The sequence below is a fragment of the Aeromonas sp. Y311-2 genome, from assembly GCF_027706025.1.
Taxonomy (GTDB): Bacteria; Pseudomonadota; Gammaproteobacteria; order Enterobacterales; family Aeromonadaceae; genus Aeromonas; species Aeromonas veronii.
Genome location: NZ_JAPDCL010000018.1, coordinates 33,463 through 56,125, shown reverse-complemented (window position 1 = coordinate 56,125; position 22,663 = coordinate 33,463). Strand labels below are relative to the sequence as shown.

Here is a 22,663-nt window from a genome sequence, read left to right as displayed (position 1 = left end):
GGCTGCATGCCTTATTCCCCAGTTCCCGAGGTTTTATGTACCGGATATTGTTTGAGCATCCCGCTTTCCTGGTTATCGACAAGCAGCCCGGCATCGGCATGCACGACGAGAAGGGGGACGGTGAGTCGGTCAATCCGGGGCTGGTCAATCGGGTGAAGGCCGATACAGGGCTCACGCTCTATCCGGTGCACCGGCTCGACAAGATGACATCCGGCTTGGTGCTGCTGGCCCGCAGCACGGAGGCGAACCGTGAGCTGAGCATGGCTTTTGCGGCCCGTGAGGTGAGCAAGCAGTATCTGGCGCTCTCCGATCGCAAACCCAAGAAGAAGCAGGGCTGGGTAAAAGGGGATATGCAAAAGGGGCGCGGTGGTAGCTGGATGCTGGCGCGCACGCTGGATAATCCTGCCATCAGCTGGTTTGATTCGGTGTCGGTGCGCGAGGGGCTGCGGCTCTATCGCATCAAGCCCCAGACCGGCAAAACCCACCAGATCCGGGTTGCCCTCAAAAGTATCGGCGCCCCCATTCTCGGGGATGAGCGCTATGGCGGTATGCCAGCCGATCGCGGCTATCTGCACGCCTGGCGGCTCAGCTTTACCCTGGCGGGCGAGCCGTTCGATTTTGTCTGCCCGCCCGATGTGGGGAGTGAATTTGTCACTCCCGAGCTCACGGCAGCCATCGCAGCCCTTGCGCCCTGATGCTTATGCGCCCAGCGTCTGACACCATTATCCATTCAGCAAAAGAGCGTGATGCATCCAATGCCTCTGACGGGAGCACTCCGCGCTGGATCCTGGCCGACTTTGACGACACCCTGGCCCCCGGCGACAGCCACGCCGGTCTGCTGCGCTATATCCTGCGCCGCCGGATCTGGCCGCTGCTGCTGTTGCCAGTGATTGCGCTGGGTGGCTTGGTCTATCTTCTTCCCAGCCAGCGGCGGCGCGGTATCTCCCTTATCTGGTGGGCCATCACGTTGGGGCTTTCTCCTTTGGGCTGGCGCAAGCTGGTGCGTGCCTATTGCCGCACCAGGCCGGGGCTGTATCGTCAGGCTCGCGAGTTGCTGCAAAGCGAGGGGGCGCGCTGCTGGGTGATCTCCGCCAGTCCCTGCCCGCTGGTGCGAGCCCAGCTCTATCAGCAACTGCCCGGCCAGTTGCCCCACCGGATCATTGGCTCGCAGATGCACTACCGTTTTGGCGGCCTGATGCCGCGCTTCTATTGCCACGGCCAGCACAAGCTGTTGCCGGAGATCTGCGCCCTCGATGCCGAGCTGGCGCTTAGCGACAGCCTGCACGATCTGCCGCTGCTGGGGTTGGGGAAAGAGGCGTGGTTGATCAATCCGACGCCCACGCGACTGCAAAAGGCCCGGGCCTGCTTGCCCCATCTGATGGTCAAAAACTGGCAACTGTAAGGCAAAGCTGACAGCCATACTGGTCGTCACCGTTTGATCCGCAGGGCTGCCGCTTGAATGTCACAATCTATTTACATCTTTTGCTGCCAGCTGCGAAAAACTATCTGCAACCCGCCTCTTCTCTTCCTGCTACGCCCTGCTTCTAATGAAACAAGTTGTTAACACTTGCCGCGCCGCGGGGTGCTGCAATCCGTTTTAACCGAATCAAGAGCAAGGAGCGCCCGATGAATGCCACCTCTTCCGCCACCCACACCATCAATCCGTTAGGCACAGATGGCTTCGAGTTTGTCGAGTACACGGCCCCCGATGCCAAGGGGATTGCCGCCCTCAAGAGCCTGTTTGTCTCGCTCGGGTTTGCCGAGGTCGCCAAGCACAAACACAAGCAGTGCTGGCTCTACCGGCAGGGGGATATCAACTTCGTGGTCAATGCTGAGCCTCACTCCCAGGCGGAGCAGTTTGCCAGCCTGCACGGGCCGAGCGTTTGCGGCATGGCATTTCGGGTGAGCGATGCGGGCAAAGCCCAGCAGTACGCCATCGCCAAGGGGGCAAAGCCTTTTGTCGGCAAGATTGGGCCGATGGAGCTCAATATTCCCGCCATCTACGGTATCGGCGAGAGCACCCTCTCCTTTGTTGACCGCTATGGCGACAAGGGCTCCATCTATGACGTGGATTTTGTTTTCTACCCCGACTGGCAGGCCCGGATGGCAGAGGTAGATGCCGGTCTTATGGAGATCGATCACCTGACCCACAACGTCCATCGCGGCAATATGGATGTCTGGTCCAACTTCTACGAGCGGATCGGCAACTTCCGTGAAATTCGCTACTTCGATATCGAGGGCAAGCTGACCGGGCTGCATTCACGCGCCATGACCGCGCCTTGTGGCAAGATCCGCATCCCCATCAACGAGTCGGCGGATGACAAGTCCCAGATTGAGGAGTACCTGCGCCAGTACAAGGGGGAGGGGATCCAGCACATCGCCATGGCCTCCAGCGATATCTACCACACCATCCGCACCCTGCGCAGCCGCGGTACCGGTTTTATGCCGACCCCGGATACCTACTACGAGAAGGTGAACAGCCGGGTCGAGGGGCATCAGGAGGATCTGGCGGCCCTCAAAGAGCTGCGCATCCTCATCGACGGCTCCCCTACCAAGGATGGCATCCTGTTGCAGATCTTCACCGATACCGTGATAGGCCCGGTCTTCTTCGAGATCATCCAGCGCAAGGGTAACGAAGGGTTTGGCGAGGGCAATTTCAAGGCGCTGTTTGAATCGATCGAGCTGGACCAGATCCGCCGTGGCGTGCTGGATGGCGGCGAGGATGAGAAGGGTGCCCGCAAAGAGGGAGCGAGCGATGCGTAACTGGATTAACTTCCCCCATCGGGAGGGAACCCACTCCCGGCAGGCCCATGCCGACCTGCCGGAACAGGCCATCTATGAGCGCGAACTGGGGCGCAGCGGCTTTTTCGGCCCCGCCACCCACATGCACCACAAGCATGCCCCTACCGACTGGAGCAGTTGGGAGGGGCCGCTGCGGCCACGGCTGTTTGACCTCAATGCCCTGCAAGAGGAGGTGAGTTCCCTCTCCCCTTGGGTGGCTCCCGACATTCTCAGCAACCCCCACTGCCGCTATCGCATCTGGCGGCTCTCCGAGGCGATGCCGTTTCTGGTGCGCAACGCAGACGGCGACGAGCTGCTCTTTATCCACGAGGGGGGCGGCGAGTTTTTCTGCGATTACGGCCATCTGACTCTGCGGGACGGCGACTATGTGGTGATCCCCCGCGGCACCATGTGGCGCATCGAACCCAGTGCGCCCATGTTCATCCTGATGATCGAGGCGACCAACGACAGCTACCAGCTGCCGGACAAGGGGCTGGTGGGCAATCACGCCATCTTCGACCCGGCGGCGCTGGATGTGCCCGCCATCAACGAGCGCTTTTTGGCCCAGCAGGATGAGAATCCCTGGTCGCTGCAGGTGAAGCGCCACGATCAGGTGTCGGTCATCACCTGGCCGTTCAACCCGCTGGATGCACAAGGGTGGCACGGCGACTTGTGCGTGGTGCGCCTCAACTGGCGGGATATCCGCCCGCTGATGAGCCACCGCTACCATCTGCCGCCGTCGGCTCATTCGACCTTTGTGGCGAGCCGCTTCGTGATTTGTACCTTCGTGCCGCGCCCCATCGAGAGCGATCCCGGCGCCCTCAAGGTGCCCTTCTACCACAGCAATGACGACTACGACGAAGTGCTCTTTTACCACGCGGGGGACTTCTTCAGCCGGGACAATATCGAGCGGGGCATGGTCACCTTCCACCCTGCCGGTTTTACCCACGGCCCCCATCCCAAGGCGTTTGCGGCAGGGCAGGCCTATGCCAAGAAGTTCACCGACGAGGTGGCGGTCATGCTCGATACCCGCGATGCGCTGAACGTCGGTAGCCTGTGCGAAGGGATCGAGAACACCCGGTATGTCTCCAGCTGGCAGCGCCCGGACGCGGCTGCCGGCAAATAAGGAATCGCTTATGAAATTGGCAACATTGAACAATGGCAAGCGCGATGGCGCTTTGGTGGTAGTGAGCCGGGATCTGACCCGAGCTGTACGGGTGAGCGAGATTGCTCCCACCCTGCAGGCCGCCCTCGACGAGTGGGCCGAGGTTGCCCCCAGGCTGGAGGCTGTCTATCAGCTGCTTAACGAGGGCCGTGCGGTAGAGGCGTTCCCCTTTGACGAAGCGTCTTGCCTCTCTCCGCTGCCGCGTGCCTATCAGTGGGCCGATGGCAGCGCCTACGTCAACCATGTGGAGCTGGTGCGCAAGGCACGCGGCGCCGAGATGCCGGAGAGCTTCTGGCACGATCCCCTGATGTATCAGGGGGGCTCCGACAGCTTTTTGGCTCCCCGTGGGCCCATCGTGATGGGTTCTGAGGAGTGGGGGATCGATTTCGAGTCGGAGGTAGCCATCATCACCGACGACGTGCCGATGGGGGTGAGCGCGCAGGGGGCCGCCAGCCACGTCAAATTGCTGATGCTGGTCAATGACGTGAGCCTGCGCAACCTCATTCCGGGGGAGCTCGCCAAGGGCTTTGGCTTCTTCCAGTCCAAACCATCCAGCGCCTTCTCGCCGGTGGCCATCACCCCGGACGAGCTGGGCGATGACTGGCGTGATGGCAAAGTGCATCTGCCGCTTCTGACCCACCTCAACGGTGCCCTGTTTGGTGCGCCCGAAGCCGGGGTGGACATGACCTTCAACTTCTTCGAGCTGATTGCCCATGCGGCCAAGACCCGCCCCCTTGGTGCGGGCTGCATCATCGGCTCGGGCACCGTCTCCAACTACGATCGCAGCGCCGGTTCATCCTGCATCGCCGAGCGCCGCATGCTGGAAATTCTTGATTGTGATCAAGCTATAACCCCCTATTTGCAGTTTGGTGATAGAGTGTCGATCGCGATGGAGGATCGCTCTGGCCAAAACCTGTTTGGCACCATCTTTCAACAGGTGGTGCCAGCGAGCGGTCAGGGAGGTTGATGGCCAGCGCCGGTTGGCGGCAAGGATATTCGGGATATGTCCGGATCACGACGAGCCCTCAACCGGTGCCGGATACACAAGGAGGCAGGTGGTGAGCACCTGCCGGGCTTCGGGCCCAGATAAGATGCAGGGACAGATTATGTTGCAGTTGTTTGGCTATTGGCGTTCGTCGGCAAGTTTTCGGGTGCGGATCGTGTTGCAGCTCAAGGGGCTCGCCTACGAGCAGCATCCCATCAATTTGCGGCAAGGCGAGCAGAGCGAGAAGGCCTATCGTCGGATCAACCCGCAAGGGCTGGTGCCGTTTCTGGTGGATGGCGATGTGCAGATCGGTCAATCGGTCGCCATCATGGAGTACCTTGACGAGACCTATCCCGCCTATTCTCTGATGCCCTCTTCCCCCGATGCACGGGCTCGAGTGCGCCAGATCGTCAACATGATCGCCTGCGATATCCACCCGCTCAACAATCTGCGGGTGCTCAACTATCTGGAAGAACACTTCAGGGCCAACAACGAGCAGGAGGCTCGCTGGTATCGCCACTGGATTGACGAGACCTTCACCGCCCTCGAACAGCTGTTGATGACCACCGCCGGTGTCTACTGCGTCGGCAACGAAGTGACCCTGGCCGACTGCATGCTGGTGCCCCAGGTCTACAACGCCCGCCGCTACGACATGACCCTGGACGATTACCCCACCATCCGTCGCATCGTCGCCAACTGCGAACAGTTGCAAGCCTTTATCAAGGCGGCCCCCGCCAACCAGCCGGACGCGCAGTGACCTACTGACTTGAATCGCGGGATGGCATCAACACGCCATTCATAAACAAGGGCCCACTGTGTGGGCCCTTGCTCGTTAACAGCACTCCAGTTTGCTGGCGTGCCTCTTTCTGTTCAGAGGGGATCAGGCACCCTGCTCCGGGCGGGCGTCCGGGATCAGCGGATCGGCTTTGCGGCGGCGCAGCAGGCGTACCAGCGGGGGCAGGGTGATCACTGCAATGGCCAGTACCAGCAGGGTCTGGCTGATGCCGCTGCTCCACAGGATGGCGGTGTCGCCATTGCTGATGGAGAGGGCGCGGCGCAGGTTCTGCTCCAGCATTTCACCCAGCACGAAGCCCAGAATGAGCGGTGACATGGGGAAGTGCATCTTGCGCAGCAGGTAGCCAAAGACCCCGAGGGCCACCATCAGCAACAGGTCGAAGGTGGTGCTGTGCACCGCATAGACTCCCACTGCCGAGACGCTGGCGATGGCGGGCACCAAAAACCAGAGCGGGATGGAGAGCATGCGGGTAAAGAGCCCCACCATGGGGATGTTCATCACCAGCAGCATGACGTTGGCCAGCAAGAGGGCGGCGATCAGTCCCCACACCACATCGGGCTGTTCGGTGAACATGGTGGGGCCAGGGGTTATGTTATACAGGGTTAGCGCCCCCATCATCACCGCCGTGGTACCCGACCCCGGCACTCCCAGGGTCAGCATGGGTATAAAGGAGCCACAGGCTGAGGCGTTGTTGGCCGCCTCCGGTGCGGCCACGCCGCGAATGTCCCCTTCGCCGAATTTGGCATTCGGCCCCGCCAGACGCTTCTCGGTCATGTAGGTGATGGCACTGGCGATGGTGGCACCGGCGCCGGGCAGAATGCCGACGAAGAAGCCGATGGTGGATGAGCGCAACATGGTGCCGGTGCAATGGACCAGCTCCTTGAAGTTGAACAGCATCCGCCCGGTGGTGCGCACCAGCTTGCCGCCACCGCTGGTGTGTTCCAGCATCAGCAGGATTTCGCTCACCGAGAAGAGGCCGATCACCACCACGATAAACTGCACCCCGTCCGAGAGGTGAACGCTGTCGAAGGTGAAGCGATAGACGCCGGTGTTGGCATCCACCCCGACGGTGGCGAGCCCCAGCCCAATCAGCGCCGCCATAAAGGATTTGAGCGGGTTCTGGCTCATCATGCTGCCAAGGCAGGCGATGGCGAACACCATCAGGGCGAAATACTCCGCCGGGCCGAAGGCCAGTGACCAGCGCGCCAGCGCCGGGGCGAACAGGATGATCCCCCCGATGGCGAGCATGGAGCCGACAAAGGAGCTGACCGCCGAGATGGAGAGGGCCACTCCCGCTTTGCCCTGCTGGGCCATGGGGTAGCCATCCAGCGCGGTCATGATGGCGGCGGCATCCCCCGGCACGTTGAGCAGGATCGAGGAGATCCGCCCGCCATACTCACAACCGATATAGACGGTGGCGAGCAGAATGAGCGCCGATTCGGGGGGCAGTTTCAGGGCAAAGGCCAGCGGCAACAGGATGGCGACCCCGTTGATGGGGCCAAGGCCCGGCAGCAGGCCGACCACGGTGCCGACAAAGCAGCCGATCAGGGCGATCACCAGATTCTCCGGGGTGAGTGCCACCGCAAAGCCCTGGGAGAGGTACATCCAGGTATCCATATTGACTCCTTAAGAGAACCAGACGCCGAGGGGCAGGGTGACATCCAGCAGCCGGTCGAAGGCGAGATAGAGCACCAGACCGCCGACGACGCCGGAGAGCAGGGCGGCTTTGGCAGAGGCGCCAAACAGGCGCCCCAGAACAAAGGTGAGCAGGGTGGTGGCCAGCGGAAAGCCCAGCCACTCGAAGCTGGCACCGTACCCGGCCAGCGCCACCACCATGATGGCGAGGTGGCGCAGGGTACGCAGCGGCGGCCAGCTGACGGTGTCCGGCTGGCGGCGCAGCAGCAACAGGGCGCAGAGCGCCATCAGGCCGATGATGCCGAGCGGGAAGGGGCGCGGCCCCAGCGGCTCATAACTGTATTCGCTCTGGATCTGCCAGGCGATGGCGGCGCCTGCCAGACAGAGCAGCAGCCAGATGGCGGCGAAGATGCGATCGCTCATGGCTGCGGCTCCTATTTGGCCAGACCGAAGGCTTTGGCCTGCTCGCGATATTGCGCCACCTGCTCCTTGACGTAGCTGTCGAGCGCCTCGCCGGTGAGGTCAAACTCGAACAGGCCGCGTAGATCCCGCTGCGCCTTGAAGGTGTCGGTCTTCACCAACTGATCGAAGGTCTGCTTCCACCACTGGTATTCGCTGTCGCTTACCTTGGGGCCGACATAGAAGCCGCGGATCACCGGCCACACCAGGTCATAACCCTGCTCCTTGGCGGTGGGGATGGTGGCCAGCTTGCCGGGCAGCCGCTCGGCAGAGAACACCGCCAGCACCCGCAGTTTGTCGCCGCCGATATAGGGCACCATCTCGCTCAGATCGCCGGAGACCGCCTGCACATGGTTGCCCAGCAGCGCGGTGACCGGCTCGCCACCCCCTTCAAAGGCGACGTAGCGCATCTTGTGCGGGTCAACCCCGGCCTGTTTGGCCAGCAGCGCCGTCTTCATCCAGTCCTGACTGCCGATGGAGGCACCCGCGCCGATCACCACGCTGTTGGGATCGCGCTCCATGGCGCTCACCAGCTCCTTGAGATTCTGATAGGGGGCATCGTGGCGCACCGCGATCATGCCGTAATCGGTGCCCACCGCCGCCAGCCAGCGCACATCGTCCACCCCGTAACGGCCAAATTTGCCCTGTGAGAGGTTGAGCAGGGAGCCGCCGGAGAAGGCGACCACAGTCCCCGCCTCGGCGGGGCGCTGGGCCACGATGGCGTTGTAGGCCACGGCGCCGACCCCGCCCGGCATGTAGGTGACCCGCATCGGCTTGTCGATGGTGCCGGTCTCCTGCAGGCTCACCTGCAGCAGCTTGCAGGTGAGATCGAAACCACCGCCCGGTTTGGCCGGTGCGATGCATTCGGTACGGCTCGGGGTCGCGGCACTTTCGGCCGCCTGCAGTGGCAGGGCGCCGAGCAGGGTCAGCAGGGCGAGGGCATGACGTGTGCGTTGCTTCATGGTTGTGTGCTCCATCTTGTCGTTGTTTTTCCTGGGTGTGACTCCGTCGATAGACGAAGTGATGCGAAATTGTTAAAACAACAACCTTTCATTCACCTTTCAATCGCTGACCAAGAGCCGGGAGTGTGACCTTGATCGCACCTTCTCCCGCAATAGCAGTGACGAAGGGATGCAGTTGAAGCACTGCGGCTGAATGCTGCGGTTAGGAACAAGGGGAGAGGGATGCGCTTGCTGTTGGCAGAAGATAATCACGAACTGGCTCATTGGCTGTCGCGGGCACTCACCAGCGCCGGTTTCGCGGTGGATTGGGTGGCTGACGGAGCTCAGGCTGACCACCTGCTGCGCCACGAACAGTACGCGCTGGCGGTGCTCGATATCGAGATGCCCAAGCTCGACGGGCTGGCGGTACTCGGCCGGTTGCGAAGTCGGGGGCAGGGGGTGCCGGTGCTGCTGCTCACCGCCCGCGGCGCGGTGGAGGAGCGGATCTGCGGCCTCAATGCCGGAGCCGATGACTATCTGGCCAAGCCGTTCGATCTGGGGGAGCTGGATGCCCGGTTGCGAGCCCTGCTGCGGCGCAGCGAAAGCGGTGGTGCCGAGCTGCGGCTGGGGCGCCTGACCCTGCACCCCGACGGCTATTTTCTGCTGGCCGATGCCCGCCTTGCCCTGACTCCGCGCGAACTGGCGCTGCTGACAGCGCTGATGTATCGCCATGGGCGGCCGGTCGCCAAGGGGCAGCTGTTCGAGCAGGTGTTCAACCTCGATGACGAGGTGGGGCTCGACAGTATCGATCTCTATATCCACCGGCTGCGCAAAAAGCTGGTGGGCAGCGGGGTGGTGATCACCACTTTGCGCGGGCTGGGCTATCTGCTGGAAGCGGCGCCGGAGGCTTCCCATTAGTCGCTCCCTGCTCCATCAACTGCTGCTGTTTCTGGGGGGCCCCTTGCTGATCCTCTGGGCTGCCTCGGCCTGGTACAGCTACTACGGCGCGTTGGCGGCGGCCACCTCGGCCTATGATCGCACCCTGCTCGCCTCGGCCCGCACCGTTGCCGAGCGGCTGACGGCAGCCGAAGGCAGCCTCAGGGTGGATGTGCCCTATGTGGTGCTCGACAGCTTCGAGCGCAACATGCGCGATCGCCTCTTCTATCAGGTGCGCGGCATCGACGATAGGGTCATCTCCGGCTTTGACGACTTGCCCCCCATGCCGGACGGTACGCCCCTGACCGACCGCTATCCGGCGCTTGCCTACTTCTATGACGGGCTTTATCAGGAGGCGCCGATCCGCGCCGTGATGCTGCTGCAACCGGTAGGTGAGGGGGGCGTCAACGGCATGGCCCGCATCACGGTGGCGGAAACCCTGCTCGGCCGCCAGCAACTGGCGGAGCAACTGCTCTGGTCGGCCCTGCTGACCCAGGGGGCGCTGGTGGTGCTCACCTTGCTGCTCGCTTATCTGTTGCTCAAGCGGCTGCTCACCCCGATGCGCCGCCTGTCGCGGGAGATCCTGCGCCGCGATGCCGCCACGCTCGCTCCCTTGCCGGATCTGCTCCCCTGGCAGGAGACCCGGCCGCTGGTGCAGGCGTTCAACCGCCAGCTGACCCGATTGCGCCAGCTAGTGGCCCGGCAGGAGCGCTTTAGCGCCGATGCCGCCCATCAGCTGCGCACCCCGCTCACCATTTTGAAAACCCAAGTTGAGGTGGCGCGCGGCAGTGGCGATCCGGCCCTGATGAGCGAAAGCCTCGATGCCATGGCCGTGCGGCTCGATCACACCATCGCCCTGACCGAACGGCTCCTGCTGCTGGCGCGACTCAAATCGGACGAGTGCTCCGGGCTGCGTCAGCGTGAGTCCATCGAGTTGACGGCGCTGGTGCAGCAGGCCTGTCTGTCACGGTTGGCGCAGGCCCGCAGCAAGGGGATCGATCTCGGTTACGAGGGGGAGGAGTCCGCCATCATGGTGGCGGGGGAGCCGCTGCTGCTCGGGGAGTTGTGCGCCAACCTGCTAGACAACGCCATCAAATACACCCCGCCCCACGGTACTGTGACGGCGCGGGTGGTGCGCAGCAACGGGCAGATCTGGCTGGAGGTGGAGGATAGTGGTCCCGGCATCGCCCCCGAGCTGGCGGAGCGAGTCTGGCAGCCGTTCCAGCGCCTCGAGCAGGGGAGTGAACAGCCGGGAGCGGGGCTGGGTCTGGCGCTGGTGCGCGATATCGCCCACTACCACCACGGCGAAGTGGTGTTGCTGCCGGCAACCCAGCTGGGGGGCTTGTTGGTGAGGTTGATCTTGCCGCTGGCAACATCGTGAGGGCGATAAAAAAGAGAGGGCACCTCGCGGTGCCCTGTTTATCTACACATAGATGGCGTTGGGGGTCAGCTGCGGATCTTGTTGAAGACAAACAGGACGATAAGGGCACCCACGGTCGCCAGCGCGATGCTCGGGATATTGAAACCGGTCACCGAGCCCAGCCCCAGCAGGGTACCCACATAGCCGCCAACCATGGCGCCGACAATCCCCAGCAGGGCAGTCATAAAGAAACCACCACCGTCGCGACCCGGCATGATCCACTTCGCCAGAATACCCACCAACAGTCCCAATACGATCCAGGTGATAAAGCCCATGGATTAATCCTCTCTGTGTGTTTGAGCCCGCATTATAGGCAGGGTTGCCGGGATGCGAAGGGCCGGACGGCGCTGGCTGGTCACAAGCTGTCGGACGGCGGCCGGCGCTGGTCGGGCTGCACAGTCCGGTTATGAGCGGTTGAATGGCGTTATGTGCGCCGCCAAACAGGCGGGGGATGGCCCACGTAAAGGCCAAAATGAGAAAAGCCCCGCAAGCGGGGCCGGGTTTGTGACGGGGTTGTGCCCTCACTTCTTGAGGTGTTTTCTGATCGCCTTGCCTGAGGTGCCGACTGCCTTGACCGCCCGTTTCAGCTGGACTTCGGTGCACTCAAACATTTTGATCCACTGCTTCATCTCATAGGGATCGTTGACATTGATCTTCTTGGCATCTAACGGGTGAGCGACCGCATTGCTGTCAGGCATACAAACCTCAACTTGTTGAAATAGCTGGCGAGAAAGATGTTTCTGCCTGAGCGCCATCATCCTCTCAATTGGCAAGGGGCAAGGTGACGGAGTTCACACAACCCGGGGACTGAAGGAGGAGTGCAGGTTTGCTTTGCTGATCTGTGAGCAATCGCCACTTATCCCACCCTCTTTACATCATCAACAACGGGGCCAGAGGCCGGATAAACAACAAGCGCCCAGCCGGGCGCTTGTTGTGGTTATCGCGATGACCCTATTCAGGGTGTTGGGCAGGCGCTTGGCGAGCCGCTGTTGCGGGGCCAGAGGGTGGATCCGTCGCTTTCAGAGAGCGGCAGGAATGTGACGCCTTCGCTCATGTTGGCAGGGGGCAGGTCATCCTCCAGCACATACATCCCCATCGGCAGGCTGCCATAACGCTGGTTGGCCTGCACCTGAGCGACCGCGAGGCTGGAGTAACGCAGGCCAAGCAGATCGAAGTGATTGCGCCAGTCCCAACCGGTGAGCCGACTGAGTGCAACCAGCATAAAGTCATTGCCCGGTATGTCGCGCACCCGTTTGCCGCCATAGACCGCATGCCCCGAGTAGGGGAACAGGCTAAAGCCGAGCGTATCCTTGTTGGCATTCCACTGCGCTTCACTGTCGGCTGCCGCGCCGAAGATCCGTGAATGCTGATAGAGCAGGGTGAAGATAGTGAAGCCATCGTTCAGACGGGTGCCATCAGTCAGGATCATACCGTGAGCGCGTAATGCCATCTGGATATAAAACGCCATGCGATAGCCGTTGTGGACGGCGTAGGCATTGCTCTTCCAGGGGGCTTCGTAGCGACTCTCGCCGGTATCGAGCACCTGGCAGTTGGCCCCGAGCACGACGCGGTTGCCACTCCTGTCCCGTACCTGCGCCGCATCAGACATGAACACATAGAAGAGATCCTTGTGATTCATGTGCCCATCCTTGATGGGCGCCGTGTTGCCATCTCTCAGATAATGGGCGCGCCACTTCACCACATAAGGGAAGATGTTGTTGGAGTTTTCCCCCGCCCGGCTGCCGTAGCCACTCCAGTTGTCGGCATCGTCTGCCGCTGCGTACTGCACGTTCAACCGGTTGGTCTGCAGGTTGTGGCCCAGCTCGTGATTGTCGAGCCAGCCGGTCGGGCTGATGCTGCCGGAAGAGTCCCACGGGTTGCCACTGCAACCGCTGCCGCAATGGGCATTCTGGTCATAGTTGGCATGCTGGATGATGGTGCGGGTATGAATCGACTCATCGAGACAACCCTCCCCCAGCAGTGCCACGCAGGCGTTTTTAACATCCGCAGGCAGCGACTCATCGAGCCCCTTGCCCTGAATTTTCAGGCCTGCCAGGGTGTAGACGCCATTGATGTGATCCCGGGCGATGCTGTCGAGCAGGGCATTGGTGTCGGGGATGACGCCACCCACCGCCTTGGTGAAGCGATCCCGGCGCAGATGCTGTTCGGCGCCATCGGCCCGCAGATCGATATGGGGCAGCTCGGTTTGTTCCAGCCGCTCGTTGAACTCGCGTATCTGCTGCTCATCACTGAAATCCATGATGGCCGGATGACGGGTGACGCCCGTGGCGCTTACCTGGACGGCCAGCGATGCTGCCCCCCCTTCCAGATAGAGATAGATAGGGCCGCCATAAGGAGAGGTGAAGGTGACGCTGCCCCCCTTGGCCAAGAGCAGTCGTCCGGTGGTCAGCTCCAGCGGTGCTCGATAGATCTTCTGCTCATAGGCTCGATTGGTGTTGGGCCTGTGGTAGTTGAGTCGGACGGTAGCGGACACATCGGCGTTATCGGTGCGTCTCAGGGTGATGGTTTGTCCCGGCAGGGCATACCAGCCGGTGGTGGTCCACTGCCCGCTGTAGGGAACCGCAATGCGCCGACTGTCGGTGAGCGTCGCGGGATAGGCGTAGTGAGCTGCTTGTCCCTTCACCACCTTGTTGCGATCGGTGACGTACTCCCCCAGATCGGGCTGGGCCGGGGTACGGGTGCGGGCATAGCTCACCAGCCAGTCGGCAAACATCGCCTGCTGCCAGGATTGATGTTCATCCCAGGCAATCGGGTAGTCGATGGCGGCACGGTATTTGTCGGCCAGCAGCAGGGTGGCGGGCAACAGTGTCACGCCGTCACGGGCAAAGGGACTGATCCCTGCCTTGTCGAGGGTGATGGCCGCATTTCTCAGCCAGTCGGCCCCCAGCTTGAACTGCTGGTTGAAGCTCTCCGAGCCACCGCAATTGATAAAGTTGCCGCCGCAGCTATCGAGCCACTGGGTAGTGAAGTTGCGATCCTGAAGGTTGCCAAGCAGGGTATCGAGCGCCATCAGCTGGGTGTCGGGTGTCATGATGGTGTTCACTGCCAGATCGCTGGCTCTGAGTTTTGACCAGTAGTTGCCCCAGGTGACCAGCCCCATATTGAGATAGAGGGGGCTTAGCAGCGGGCTGGCATCGCGCCGATAGTTGGAGAGCAGCAGCGGGATCCCGGCCGCTTTGGCCTTGGCGATCCCCTGTGCGATCCCCTGATACCCCAGCCCCTGGCGGTCGATATCACTGATCACGATAAGCTCCGGCGCCATGGTGTCGATACAGTCGCTCAGCGCCTGATAATCGCAGGTATTGGCCGGGTTGATGTTGTGCTTGTCGGGATAGATCGCCTTGAGCCAGTCACGCACGCCTTCGTTATGGGGAAAATAGACGCTATCGGCGCGGCTTGGCATCTGGGTGGTAATGATGCGCAGGCCATCGCTATCCTTGCCCCGGGTCAGCCAGCCAATTAGGCCCTTGAGCAGCGCCTCGCTCTGCGCTGTGCGGTCAACGGAAAACAGGTTCGCCCCCATGGCGGCCTGACGGTAATCGGCTTGCTCTGAGACCATCACCAGCCCCCGGATCTCGCTCTCCCCCTTGCCATTGATGTTGGAGGGGAGCAGGGTCACCGTGCTCTCCGGTTGGAAGCTGGAAAAGGTGATGGAGTCGTGGCTCGGGTTCCAGCTGATCTGTGCCATTCCGTGATAGAGGCTGCGAACCAGCTCAGTGCGGTGCGTCTCACTGTCGGCAATCGCCGCACGGGCATGGGCGATCAGGGATTGCTCGCTGGCAAGGGTATGATCTTCCCGGGCAATCGCATTGGCGGCATCGCTGATAAAGCGGGCCGAGATCTGACAATCGGCGCGCATGGGTGCTGTGGTGTAGGTATTACCCGTCAGGGTGCCCTCACACCCAGCGATCTGCGCCAGCACGAAGCCACTCTCGGGCTGCACGGTGAAACGGCCCTGTTCACCGGCGTTCAGACGCAGGGCGTCGGGGCTGAGTGCGCCCCCCTGAGAAGCTTGGGTGGTGGCGTTGAAATAGACGGCGGCACTCTCCTGAGTGAAGCTGGCCGAGATTTGGCAATCGCTGCTCATGGGGCCAGTGGTATAGGTGAGGCCGTCCAGGGTGCCATCACATCCGCTTATCTCGGTCAGGAGGTAACCGCTGTCAGCCTGTACCGAGAAGCGCCCATGTTCACCCGCCGCCAACCGCAGGCTGGTGGGGTTCAACTGTCCGCCCGCGCTGCTCTGGCTGGATGCCTCGAAATAGTTGGGGGTGACAGGGGGACGGATAGGGGTCTCTTCCTGTTCGCCATCACCGCCGCCACAGCCTGTGATCAACAGCGCCAGTAAGGGGGTGAGAACCGTCTTTTTCATTGTTTGATACGTTCCTTGTGTTACGACGGGTAGGGGAGTCGGTAGTCTAATGAGCTGCCTTGCTTATTTCAACGCTGATTGAATGGTCATTTTGCTTTATTTTCAGCATCTTGGATGTTTTTTGGGCCGGCTCTTGCCGTATTTGGTGTTGCTGGCGCAGCAGAACCGATAGGGATGGGGCGAGCACCCCATCGGCACAGGCTATACCAGCCTGAGCTCATCGTGATACGTCGGTTCACCGGGTTTACAGGGGGGCGCCGGGCCGCAGGTTTTACCTGCAACCCGCACAGGGGGGATGTCAGACGGATGGCTGAGCGGCGGGGTCGATCGTTGCCAGCGCCCGCATTTCCAGCCGCTGCTCGCCGGGGCGGCAGATCAGCACCGAGCCTTGCTCGAACCAGTCTCCCAGCACGATGCGGCGGGCGGGCTGGCCATCAAGGGTGAAGTCGTGGATGGCGGGTCTGTGGGTGTGGCCGTGGATCATCATCTGGCAGTCGTGGGCGCGCAGGGTGTCGTCCACCGCCGCGGGCGTCACATCCATGATGATCTGGCTCTTGTGGGCATTTTCCATCTGACTTTGGCCGCGCATCTTGCAAGCGATGGCCTGACGGCGGGCGAGCGGCAGTCGCAAAAAGAGCCAGCGCAGCCACTTGAGCTGGGTGATGCGGCGAAACTTCTGATACCCCTCATCCAGGGTGCAGAGCAGATCGCCGTGGCTCAGCACTACCCGCTCCCCATAGAGGTCGATGACGCAAGGATCTCCCAGCAATGTCATCCCCGCGCGCTTGGCGAACTGCTGCCCCAGCAGAAAGTCACGGTTGCCGTGGATAAAGTAGATGGGCACGTTCTGCTGGCTCAGGGCCAAGAAGGCATCGGCCATCTGTTGATGGAGCGGATTGGGGTCATCGTCGCCAATCCAGAATTCGAAGAGATCCCCCAGCACATAGAGGGCATCGGCGCCGGGGGCGTCGTGCTCGAGAAAGCGCACCAGTGCCGCGGTCATATCGGGCCGCTGGGCAGAGAGGTGAATGTCACTAATAAAGAGGGTGCTCATGATGTGGGGGTCGGGCTCTCGGTCGAAACAGGGCAAACGGGGGGGGGCAGAGATAGTAGAAACAACTGGGGACGAATCGTGCGCTGCGGGCGCCATCGCGCCAGTTGAGGTATGGATATCGTCACGGGATGGCGGCTGCCATGACAGCTCGGCCAGATTGCGTCCCTCCAGCGTCAGCAGCGCTTCATAAGGATCGCCAGCCAACCCCAGCAACCGGCACATGGCCGCTTCCCCTTTTAGTCCCTCTTCAAGGCGCAGGCGCAGCACTTCGCGGTAGAAGGCATCACCAAACCGCTCGAGCAACGCGGCCATCAGGGTGAGGTGGCGCCAGCCGTTCAGCGTCTCGATGGGGGCGGGGGTGACATAGAGTTCCAGCGGCCAGCGGGAATCGCTCTCAACGCAACCGCTAACAGCACAGTGCTGGTCGAGGCAGGAAAAGGTGCGCTCCAGCAGCCAGACATTGTCGCCCTTGGGGCTCGCCTGCCAGCCTTGAGCTGCAAAAGTAGCGGCAAATGCCGCCGGATTAGCATGCTGGCAGAGGATATCGAGATCGCTGCCCGGCCGATCCAGCCCGATGGCCAGCGTGCTCACCAGCGCCATATCGGCGCACTGCGCGGCCAGATCATCCCACACACCGGCGGTGAGCAGGGCATGGGCCGAGCGCTGGCGCGGGTTACCGTGGGCCAGATAGTCGAGGCGGCGCCAGTTCGGACTGGCTGTGGGGGAGGCAGATGGAAAAACTGCGGCCGGGGCCGCAGTTTTGTCAGTGCCGAGTCGGCAGAGATCAGTCAGCAAGGGTCACCTTGGTGATCACCACGTCTTCTACCGGCACGTCCTGGTGGATGCGGCCGTAGTTACCGGTCTTGACGCCCTTGATCTTGTTGACCACGTCCATACCGGCGGTCACTTCACCGAATACGCAGTAGCCGAAGCCCTGAGTGGTGGCGGATTTGAAGTCGAGGAAGTCGTTGTTGTTCACGTTGATGAAGAACTGGGCGCTGGCAGAGTGCGGCTCCATGGTGCGGGCCATGGCGATGGTGCCGATCTTGTTGGACAGGCCGTTGGCCGCTTCGTTCTTGATGGGAGCGCGGGTGTCTTTCTCTTCAAAGCCCGGGGCATAGCCGCCGCCCTGGATCATGAAGCCGTCGATAACGCGGTGGAAAATGGTGTTGTCGTAGTGACCGTCACGGCAGTATTGCAGGAAGTTGGCCACGGTTTCCGGGGCTTTTTCAGCGTTCAGGGTGAGGGTGATGTCGCCGTGATTGGTGTGCAGAGTGACCATGATATGTCCTTTCATTTGATGCGGACGACGAAGTGCCCGCAGGTGTATGGCATAAAGTGGTGGCAATTCTAGCCCATCAGGGGCTGGCGGCATAGTCTCTCAGGCGCCGTAACCGTGCTGGCAGGCGGGATTGGCCACGTTTTCTGCCTCGTTTTCTGCCCCTGAACGGGGTATTATGACCAACCATTTTACTCACAGGCAGTGGTTAGAAGATGCTGAAGATATACAACACACTCACTCGTCAAAAAGAAGAATTCAAACCTATCCACCCGGGCAAGGTGGGCATGTATGTGTGTGGTGTCACCATCTACGATCACTGTCATATCGGCCACGGCCGCACCTTCGTCGCCTTTGATGTGGTGGCTCGCTACCTGCGTTACGCCGGTTATGACCTCACCTACGTGCGCAACATCACCGACGTGGATGACAAGATCATCAAGCGCGCCGCCGAGACCCAAGTGACCTGCGACGAGCTGACCGAGCGTCTGATTGGCGACATGCACGCCGACTTCGACGCCCTCGGCATGGTGCGCCCTGATATCGAACCGCGCGCCACCCAGCACATCGAAGAGATCATCGAGCTGGTGCAATCCCTGCTGGAAAAAGAGCACGCCTACGTGGCGGATAACGGTGACGTGATGTTTATCGTCGAATCCTACGCCGACTACGGCAAACTCTCCGGCCAGGATCTGGAACAGCTGCAAGCCGGTGCCCGCGTTGACGTGGTCGATGCCAAGCGCAACCCGCTCGACTTCGTGCTGTGGAAGATGTCGAAGCCCGGCGAACCGACCTGGGAAAGCCCCTGGGGCCCGGGCCGTCCTGGCTGGCATATCGAGTGCTCCGCCATGAACTCCAAGCACCTTGGCAACCACTTCGACATCCACGGCGGCGGCTCCGATCTGCAGTTCCCGCACCACGAGAACGAGATCGCCCAGTCCTGCTGCGCCCACGGTGGCGACTACGTCAACACCTGGATGCACAGCGGCATGGTGATGGTGGATAAAGAGAAGATGTCCAAATCCCTTGGCAACTTCTTCACCATCCGTGACGTGCTGGCCCACTACGACGCCGAAACCGTCCGTTACTTCCTGATGTCTGGCCACTACCGCAGCCAGCTCAACTACTCGGAAGATAACCTCAAGCAAGCCCGCGCCGCGCTGGAGCGCATGTACACCGCCCTGCGCGATCTGCCGGTCGCCGCTGCTGCCGGTGGTGACGAGCAGGTGGCGCGCTTCAAGGAAGCGATGGACGACGACTTCAACACCCCGGAAGCCTACTCCGCCCTGTTCGATCTGGTGCGCGAGATCAACCGTCAGAAGGGCGAAGACATGGCCGTTGCCGCCGCGCTGGGCGCCCGTCTGCGCGAGCTGGGCGCCGTGCTCGGCATCCTGCAGCAAGACCCCGAGGCTTTCCTCAAGGGTGACGAAGCGGATGAAGAGGTTGCCGAGATCGAGCGCCTGATCGCCGAGCGCAATCAGGCCCGTGCCGACAAGAACTGGGCTGCTGCCGATGCCGCCCGCAACCGTCTCACCGAGATGGGTATCGTGCTGGAAGACAGCGCCGGCAAGACCAGCTGGCGCCGTGCCTAAGGTCGGTGGGCCTTGTTGGCGTCTGGTGCCAACAGGTTGAGCCAATAAAAAACCGCAGCCCTTGGGCTGCGGTTTTTGTTTGGGCATTTTCCCTCGCCACCGCTCAAGCCTCGGCGGCCTGAGTCCTGATCCCCTCTCCCCTTGTGGGAGAGGGCTAGGGTGAGGGGGGGCTAACGTCATTCCTCAGCTGAATGCCCTCCAACGCCTTAATGGCATGGCTTCGCCATGCAGGACGCGAGGGCGCTGCCCTCGAAGAGGTTTCGCAGCCGCTACGCGGCTTGGCGAGTGACTTTTGAAAGACCAAAAGTCACCAAAGGTCTTCTCCCAACTAGTTGAATGGTGTACTGCACTGGGCATATTTCTGTACCGGTGCTTAATTTTTCACAGACCTGTTGAACTCGAGCAGCCGATTTGCTGAGGGAGACACTAACACCTTAGTGAGTTATTGAAGTCGTTAACACGGTTTAAGCCCTCTACGGGTTTTTAGCAAATGAACATCCTTTTTATTAGTCTTGTGATTTAGTCTACTTAGTATTTTTTGCTGTGTTTCTGGTGTCCAGAAAATTTTAAGTTTTTCTCTAGCTCTCGTAATTGCCGTATAAAAAATACTATGACTTATATCATCTTCATTAGCGTCAGTTATTACTATTTTCACCGAGTTATACTCAAGGCCTTGCGCCTTATGAATTGAGCTAGCGTAGGCTACCTGAAATGGAATAACAGTATTTAATGAGTCATCATCATCATCACTAACATTAGGGAAATCATAAACTGTGAATTGAATGGTTGACTCTCTAATCCATGTTAATCCATCAATGTCAACATCAAACTCACTTAGTGGGCGGTCAAGTTTTACATCAAATCTAATCCAGCCAGGTTGCTGAACGATATCTACAATCCAACCTTTTAGATTATTATAAATGACGGGGCGAAAAAGTTCGGCATTTGAAAATAAAACAGGATCTCCGACTTTATAAGTTAACTCTCGCCAAGAAAAGCTTTCATTATTGTTCCTGCTTTGTAGGAAACGATTAATGTTATTGATTCCATACAGACCGTCATAATTCAAACACAATATGATTTCATCATCAGAGTGACTATCAAAAAGTGAATTATTTAACAGGGTTGAATATCCATTCTTAGCAATGATCTCTGCAATATCATCTTCATTTTGTCTTACTTTTGTCCAAAATGCTAATAGCTCTTTGTTGTTAGTTCTGTAAGGAGTGGTTAATTCAAATACAGAGTTTTTATTTATGAAATGCCGTATTAGTTCAAACCAATTGCCAAACTGGATAGATTCAATTTGGTAAATATCTCCTACCAATACTAGTAATTTAAATGAGGTTTTATCAAGAACAGTTAAAAGATCAGTGTTGCTAACAGTACTACATTCATCAATTATCAGTAAGTCATAACTTTTATTAATTTGGCTCTTAGATGCATGACTTCGAATTGTCCGAAACTCTGAATTTCTGGCTGCTATCTTCCTTTGAAGGTTGTCTATTGCTGGATTGGTATGTGCTAAGAATAATTTTTCTTTGTCGTTAAAATAACGAGCTATATGATCTAGCATCGTTGATTTTCCAGTACCAGCTGCACCATAAATGAGAGCGATACGAGACTTTTCAAAGAGTCTTTGAAGAGCTTCTGATTTTATATGGTCATCTATTCTATATTGACTTTCGCTTAGCCACTGCTCTACAGACGCTGCATACCCTGAAATACCAGATGATGCTTTGCTTTGAAGCATCTCAATAATGGAAACAATCTCATTTTCATATTCACTTATGGATATATGCCCCCTGTCAATGAAAATCTTACGGCCTTGATGCTTATAGTAGAGCTTAGAGTTATATTGATTAATTAAATGTTGTACGTTACCAAATCCAGCTAGTTCACTTTCAGGTGTATATAATATTCCATTGACTTCGATATTATTTTTTACTTTTCTAGCTAATAGTTCATTTTGTCTACTCTCTGACTCAATACAGTTGAGAAGATCCCAATACCGTGGATTGTGTCCAGGTAAAGAAGTACAAAATGGCATGCTGTCAAAAGGAATGCATCCAAACTTTATTTTTAGGCCTGATAATAAACTGCATGTATCTCGTTGATATTGAGATTTTATAATCTGATTGTTCATATGGAGCATGAGGTAGCGGATTACATTATGTCCAGAATAGGAGTTTTTTATTATGGCTCGAGCTTTATCCAAAACATCAAAAATTTGTGTGTTAGAGCCACTTTGCGTAGATAATGCTCTAAATGTAATATATTTGTCATCGTTAAGGGTTACAACATCCAACAAACTTTCTGATCGTTCCGTTAAATACTGCATTAAAAATTTATATTCATCAGAACTTGTTCTAGCCTTTAATTTTACACTAAAAAGCTTGGCGAAATTATCAAGCTCACAAGGCCTAATAGATACTTCCCAGCTTCTTATAACTGTTATTGGCATATTATATCCAATAACCTCTATAGAGTCGTGTTGTAACTTGAGCATGGCCGCATGATCATTCGATATATCAATGTCGGTAAATGCAATAACTCTATCAAATTTGTTTGCTAGATTTGTTGCACGGAAAAATGTAACTTCATAAAAAACCCTACCATTACAGAAGAAAGGACACACTTTATGAATATAGTATCTTTCTGAATGAGCGTTGTTGTCTTTTCTTGATTTCCATTTATCTATCACTTCTACAATTTTTTGATGATATTCAAATAGTGCAGGATCAATATCTATAGGGAATTTTTCTAAATTGCTTAATATTTTTAAATCAGTTTCTTTCTCAACCAAACTTCTTATTCTATGAAGATACTCATAGTACTTTAGCATTAACCTCTCTGAGTTATCGCCATCTAATGTATAGTGAGAAGCACTCTTCTGGATCAGTTTGTGAAACTTCCCTATAAAATTTAATTTCCCGCTTGACTTTACATACTCAATGGATGGTCCGACACAGTCGTAGTTGAAAGTACTTTCTGATGAACCACTCTGTAATCTTACTGCAACACCTTCAACTAAATTACGCAGTTGAGAAAGAATATTTTGAGATAGAAGCCCTCTCTGCTTTGATAGTAAGTCAATATTGTTGCATATAACATTGTCAGCACTGGTTATTTGATTTCGGACCGTCGTCATAATATTCCCCAAAGTGTGTACTGTTATTCATTGCTTTAGCTCACAAGTGCGATTAACAAAGCGCAATATGGCGTTATAG

General features: G+C 58.2%; 18 protein-coding genes and 1 pseudogene. 9 read left to right on the top strand and 10 right to left on the bottom strand.

Translation table 11 applies throughout. From position 1 onward, the window contains the following. Nucleotides 1–35: 35 nt before the first annotated feature. From OKC42_RS16200 to maiA, 6 genes are all read left to right on the top strand, one after another. Nucleotides 36–695 (top strand): TIGR01621 family pseudouridine synthase, encoded by a 660-nt coding sequence (locus OKC42_RS16200; RefSeq protein WP_270803762.1) that lies wholly within the window; start codon nucleotides 36–38, stop codon nucleotides 693–695. Then, the gene (locus tag OKC42_RS16195) at nucleotides 695–1,402 is read left to right on the top strand and encodes an HAD family hydrolase (protein WP_270803761.1); all 708 of its coding nucleotides are present in this window, start codon (nucleotides 695–697) and stop codon (nucleotides 1,400–1,402) included. Before OKC42_RS16200 ends, OKC42_RS16195 begins: the two co-directional genes overlap by 1 nt. A 224-nt stretch (nucleotides 1,403–1,626) precedes the next feature. Continuing rightward, nucleotides 1,627–2,763, top strand: coding sequence for a 4-hydroxyphenylpyruvate dioxygenase (gene hppD, locus OKC42_RS16190; protein ID WP_005352890.1), 1,137 nt, complete (start codon nucleotides 1,627–1,629; stop codon nucleotides 2,761–2,763). Further along, complete coding sequence (locus OKC42_RS16185) at nucleotides 2,756–3,907, top strand: homogentisate 1,2-dioxygenase (RefSeq protein ID WP_064341988.1); 1,152 nt, start codon at nucleotides 2,756–2,758, stop codon at nucleotides 3,905–3,907. The genes hppD and OKC42_RS16185 overlap by 8 nt, the downstream gene beginning before the upstream one ends. Nucleotides 3,908–3,917: 10 nt before the next feature. Then, the gene (locus tag OKC42_RS16180; RefSeq protein ID WP_270803760.1) at nucleotides 3,918–4,913 is read left to right on the top strand and encodes a fumarylacetoacetate hydrolase family protein; all 996 of its coding nucleotides are present in this window, start codon (nucleotides 3,918–3,920) and stop codon (nucleotides 4,911–4,913) included. A 139-nt stretch (nucleotides 4,914–5,052) separates the two neighbouring features. After that, a complete protein-coding gene (gene maiA, locus OKC42_RS16175; RefSeq protein WP_005361400.1) occupies nucleotides 5,053–5,688 on the top strand; it encodes a maleylacetoacetate isomerase in 636 nt (211 codons plus the stop codon). Between the two features lie 123 nt (nucleotides 5,689–5,811). Here the strand turns inward: maiA and OKC42_RS16170 are convergent, their stop codons facing one another. From OKC42_RS16170 to OKC42_RS16160, 3 genes are read right to left on the bottom strand one after another with little or no spacing between them, the layout of a single operon-like run. Beyond that, nucleotides 5,812–7,344: a tripartite tricarboxylate transporter permease gene (locus OKC42_RS16170; RefSeq protein WP_019445074.1), complete on the bottom strand. Its 1,533-nt coding sequence runs from the start codon at nucleotides 7,342–7,344 to the stop codon at nucleotides 5,812–5,814. 9 nt (nucleotides 7,345–7,353) lie between these two features. Then, a complete protein-coding gene (locus OKC42_RS16165; RefSeq protein WP_005350923.1) occupies nucleotides 7,354–7,785 on the bottom strand; it encodes a tripartite tricarboxylate transporter TctB family protein in 432 nt (143 codons plus the stop codon). A gap of 11 nt (nucleotides 7,786–7,796) precedes the next feature. Continuing rightward, on the bottom strand, nucleotides 7,797–8,783 hold the full coding sequence (locus OKC42_RS16160) for a Bug family tripartite tricarboxylate transporter substrate binding protein (protein WP_042082378.1): 987 nt from the start codon (nucleotides 8,781–8,783) through the stop codon (nucleotides 7,797–7,799). A 222-nt stretch (nucleotides 8,784–9,005) separates the two neighbouring features. Between OKC42_RS16160 and tctD the strand changes: the two genes are divergently transcribed. Both tctD and OKC42_RS16150 read left to right on the top strand, forming a co-directional pair. Further along, entirely contained in the window at nucleotides 9,006–9,680 is a 675-nt protein-coding gene (tctD, locus tag OKC42_RS16155) for a transcriptional regulator TctD (protein ID WP_005350926.1), read from the top strand. 43 nt (nucleotides 9,681–9,723) lie between these two features. Further along, entirely contained in the window at nucleotides 9,724–11,079 is a 1,356-nt protein-coding gene (locus OKC42_RS16150; RefSeq protein WP_270803759.1) for a sensor histidine kinase, read from the top strand. A 65-nt stretch (nucleotides 11,080–11,144) separates the two neighbouring features. Here the strand turns inward: OKC42_RS16150 and OKC42_RS16145 are convergent, their stop codons facing one another. From OKC42_RS16145 to OKC42_RS16120, 6 genes and pseudogenes are all read right to left on the bottom strand, one after another. Next, on the bottom strand, nucleotides 11,145–11,393 hold the full coding sequence (locus OKC42_RS16145; protein ID WP_005359720.1) for a GlsB/YeaQ/YmgE family stress response membrane protein: 249 nt from the start codon (nucleotides 11,391–11,393) through the stop codon (nucleotides 11,145–11,147). A 246-nt stretch (nucleotides 11,394–11,639) separates the two neighbouring features. Beyond that, entirely contained in the window at nucleotides 11,640–11,816 is a 177-nt protein-coding gene (locus OKC42_RS16140) for a DUF3606 domain-containing protein (protein ID WP_270808796.1), read from the bottom strand. A 257-nt stretch (nucleotides 11,817–12,073) separates the two neighbouring features. Continuing rightward, the gene (locus tag OKC42_RS16135; RefSeq protein ID WP_270803757.1) at nucleotides 12,074–15,508 is read right to left on the bottom strand and encodes an ImpA family metalloprotease; all 3,435 of its coding nucleotides are present in this window, start codon (nucleotides 15,506–15,508) and stop codon (nucleotides 12,074–12,076) included. Between the two features lie 298 nt (nucleotides 15,509–15,806). Further along, nucleotides 15,807–16,562 (bottom strand): UDP-2,3-diacylglucosamine diphosphatase, encoded by a 756-nt coding sequence (gene lpxH, locus OKC42_RS16130; protein WP_270803983.1) that lies wholly within the window; start codon nucleotides 16,560–16,562, stop codon nucleotides 15,807–15,809. Further along, nucleotides 16,559–17,357: pseudogene (locus tag OKC42_RS16125) on the bottom strand (DUF4269 domain-containing protein). The gene lpxH and the pseudogene OKC42_RS16125 overlap by 4 nt, the downstream one beginning before the upstream one ends. Further along, nucleotides 17,347–17,844: a peptidylprolyl isomerase gene (locus tag OKC42_RS16120; protein ID WP_005337417.1), complete on the bottom strand. Its 498-nt coding sequence runs from the start codon at nucleotides 17,842–17,844 to the stop codon at nucleotides 17,347–17,349. Before OKC42_RS16120 ends, OKC42_RS16125 begins: the two are co-directional and overlap by 11 nt. 212 nt (nucleotides 17,845–18,056) lie before the next feature. Between OKC42_RS16120 and cysS the strand changes: the two genes are divergently transcribed. Beyond that, nucleotides 18,057–19,433: a cysteine--tRNA ligase gene (cysS, locus tag OKC42_RS16115; RefSeq protein ID WP_041208491.1), complete on the top strand. Its 1,377-nt coding sequence runs from the start codon at nucleotides 18,057–18,059 to the stop codon at nucleotides 19,431–19,433. A 454-nt stretch (nucleotides 19,434–19,887) separates the two neighbouring features. Here cysS and OKC42_RS16110 read toward each other — a convergent pair whose 3' ends face one another. After that, nucleotides 19,888–22,584 (bottom strand): ATP-dependent DNA helicase, encoded by a 2,697-nt coding sequence (locus tag OKC42_RS16110; RefSeq protein ID WP_270803756.1) that lies wholly within the window; start codon nucleotides 22,582–22,584, stop codon nucleotides 19,888–19,890. Between the last annotated feature and the right edge of the window lie 79 nt (nucleotides 22,585–22,663).

Coding starts and splice junctions, on each gene's coding strand:
- OKC42_RS16185 (WP_064341988.1), top strand. CDS start 2,756: ATGCGTAACTGGATTAACTTCCCCCATCGGGAGGGAACCCACTCCCGG.
- OKC42_RS16200 (WP_270803762.1), top strand. CDS start 36: ATGTACCGGATATTGTTTGAGCATCCCGCTTTCCTGGTTATCGACAAG.
- maiA (WP_005361400.1), top strand. CDS start 5,053: ATGTTGCAGTTGTTTGGCTATTGGCGTTCGTCGGCAAGTTTTCGGGTG.
- cysS (WP_041208491.1), top strand. CDS start 18,057: ATGCTGAAGATATACAACACACTCACTCGTCAAAAAGAAGAATTCAAA.
- tctD (WP_005350926.1), top strand. CDS start 9,006: ATGCGCTTGCTGTTGGCAGAAGATAATCACGAACTGGCTCATTGGCTG.
- hppD (WP_005352890.1), top strand. CDS start 1,627: ATGAATGCCACCTCTTCCGCCACCCACACCATCAATCCGTTAGGCACA.
- OKC42_RS16165 (WP_005350923.1), bottom strand. CDS start 7,785: ATGAGCGATCGCATCTTCGCCGCCATCTGGCTGCTGCTCTGTCTGGCA.
- OKC42_RS16110 (WP_270803756.1), bottom strand. CDS start 22,584: ATGACGACGGTCCGAAATCAAATAACCAGTGCTGACAATGTTATATGC.
- OKC42_RS16180 (WP_270803760.1), top strand. CDS start 3,918: ATGAAATTGGCAACATTGAACAATGGCAAGCGCGATGGCGCTTTGGTG.
- OKC42_RS16135 (WP_270803757.1), bottom strand. CDS start 15,508: ATGAAAAAGACGGTTCTCACCCCCTTACTGGCGCTGTTGATCACAGGC.
- OKC42_RS16145 (WP_005359720.1), bottom strand. CDS start 11,393: ATGGGCTTTATCACCTGGATCGTATTGGGACTGTTGGTGGGTATTCTG.
- lpxH (WP_270803983.1), bottom strand. CDS start 16,562: ATGAGCACCCTCTTTATTAGTGACATTCACCTCTCTGCCCAGCGGCCC.
- OKC42_RS16140 (WP_270808796.1), bottom strand. CDS start 11,816: ATGCCTGACAGCAATGCGGTCGCTCACCCGTTAGATGCCAAGAAGATC.
- OKC42_RS16195 (WP_270803761.1), top strand. CDS start 695: ATGCTTATGCGCCCAGCGTCTGACACCATTATCCATTCAGCAAAAGAG.
- OKC42_RS16120 (WP_005337417.1), bottom strand. CDS start 17,844: ATGGTCACTCTGCACACCAATCACGGCGACATCACCCTCACCCTGAAC.
- OKC42_RS16160 (WP_042082378.1), bottom strand. CDS start 8,783: ATGAAGCAACGCACACGTCATGCCCTCGCCCTGCTGACCCTGCTCGGC.
- OKC42_RS16170 (WP_019445074.1), bottom strand. CDS start 7,344: ATGGATACCTGGATGTACCTCTCCCAGGGCTTTGCGGTGGCACTCACC.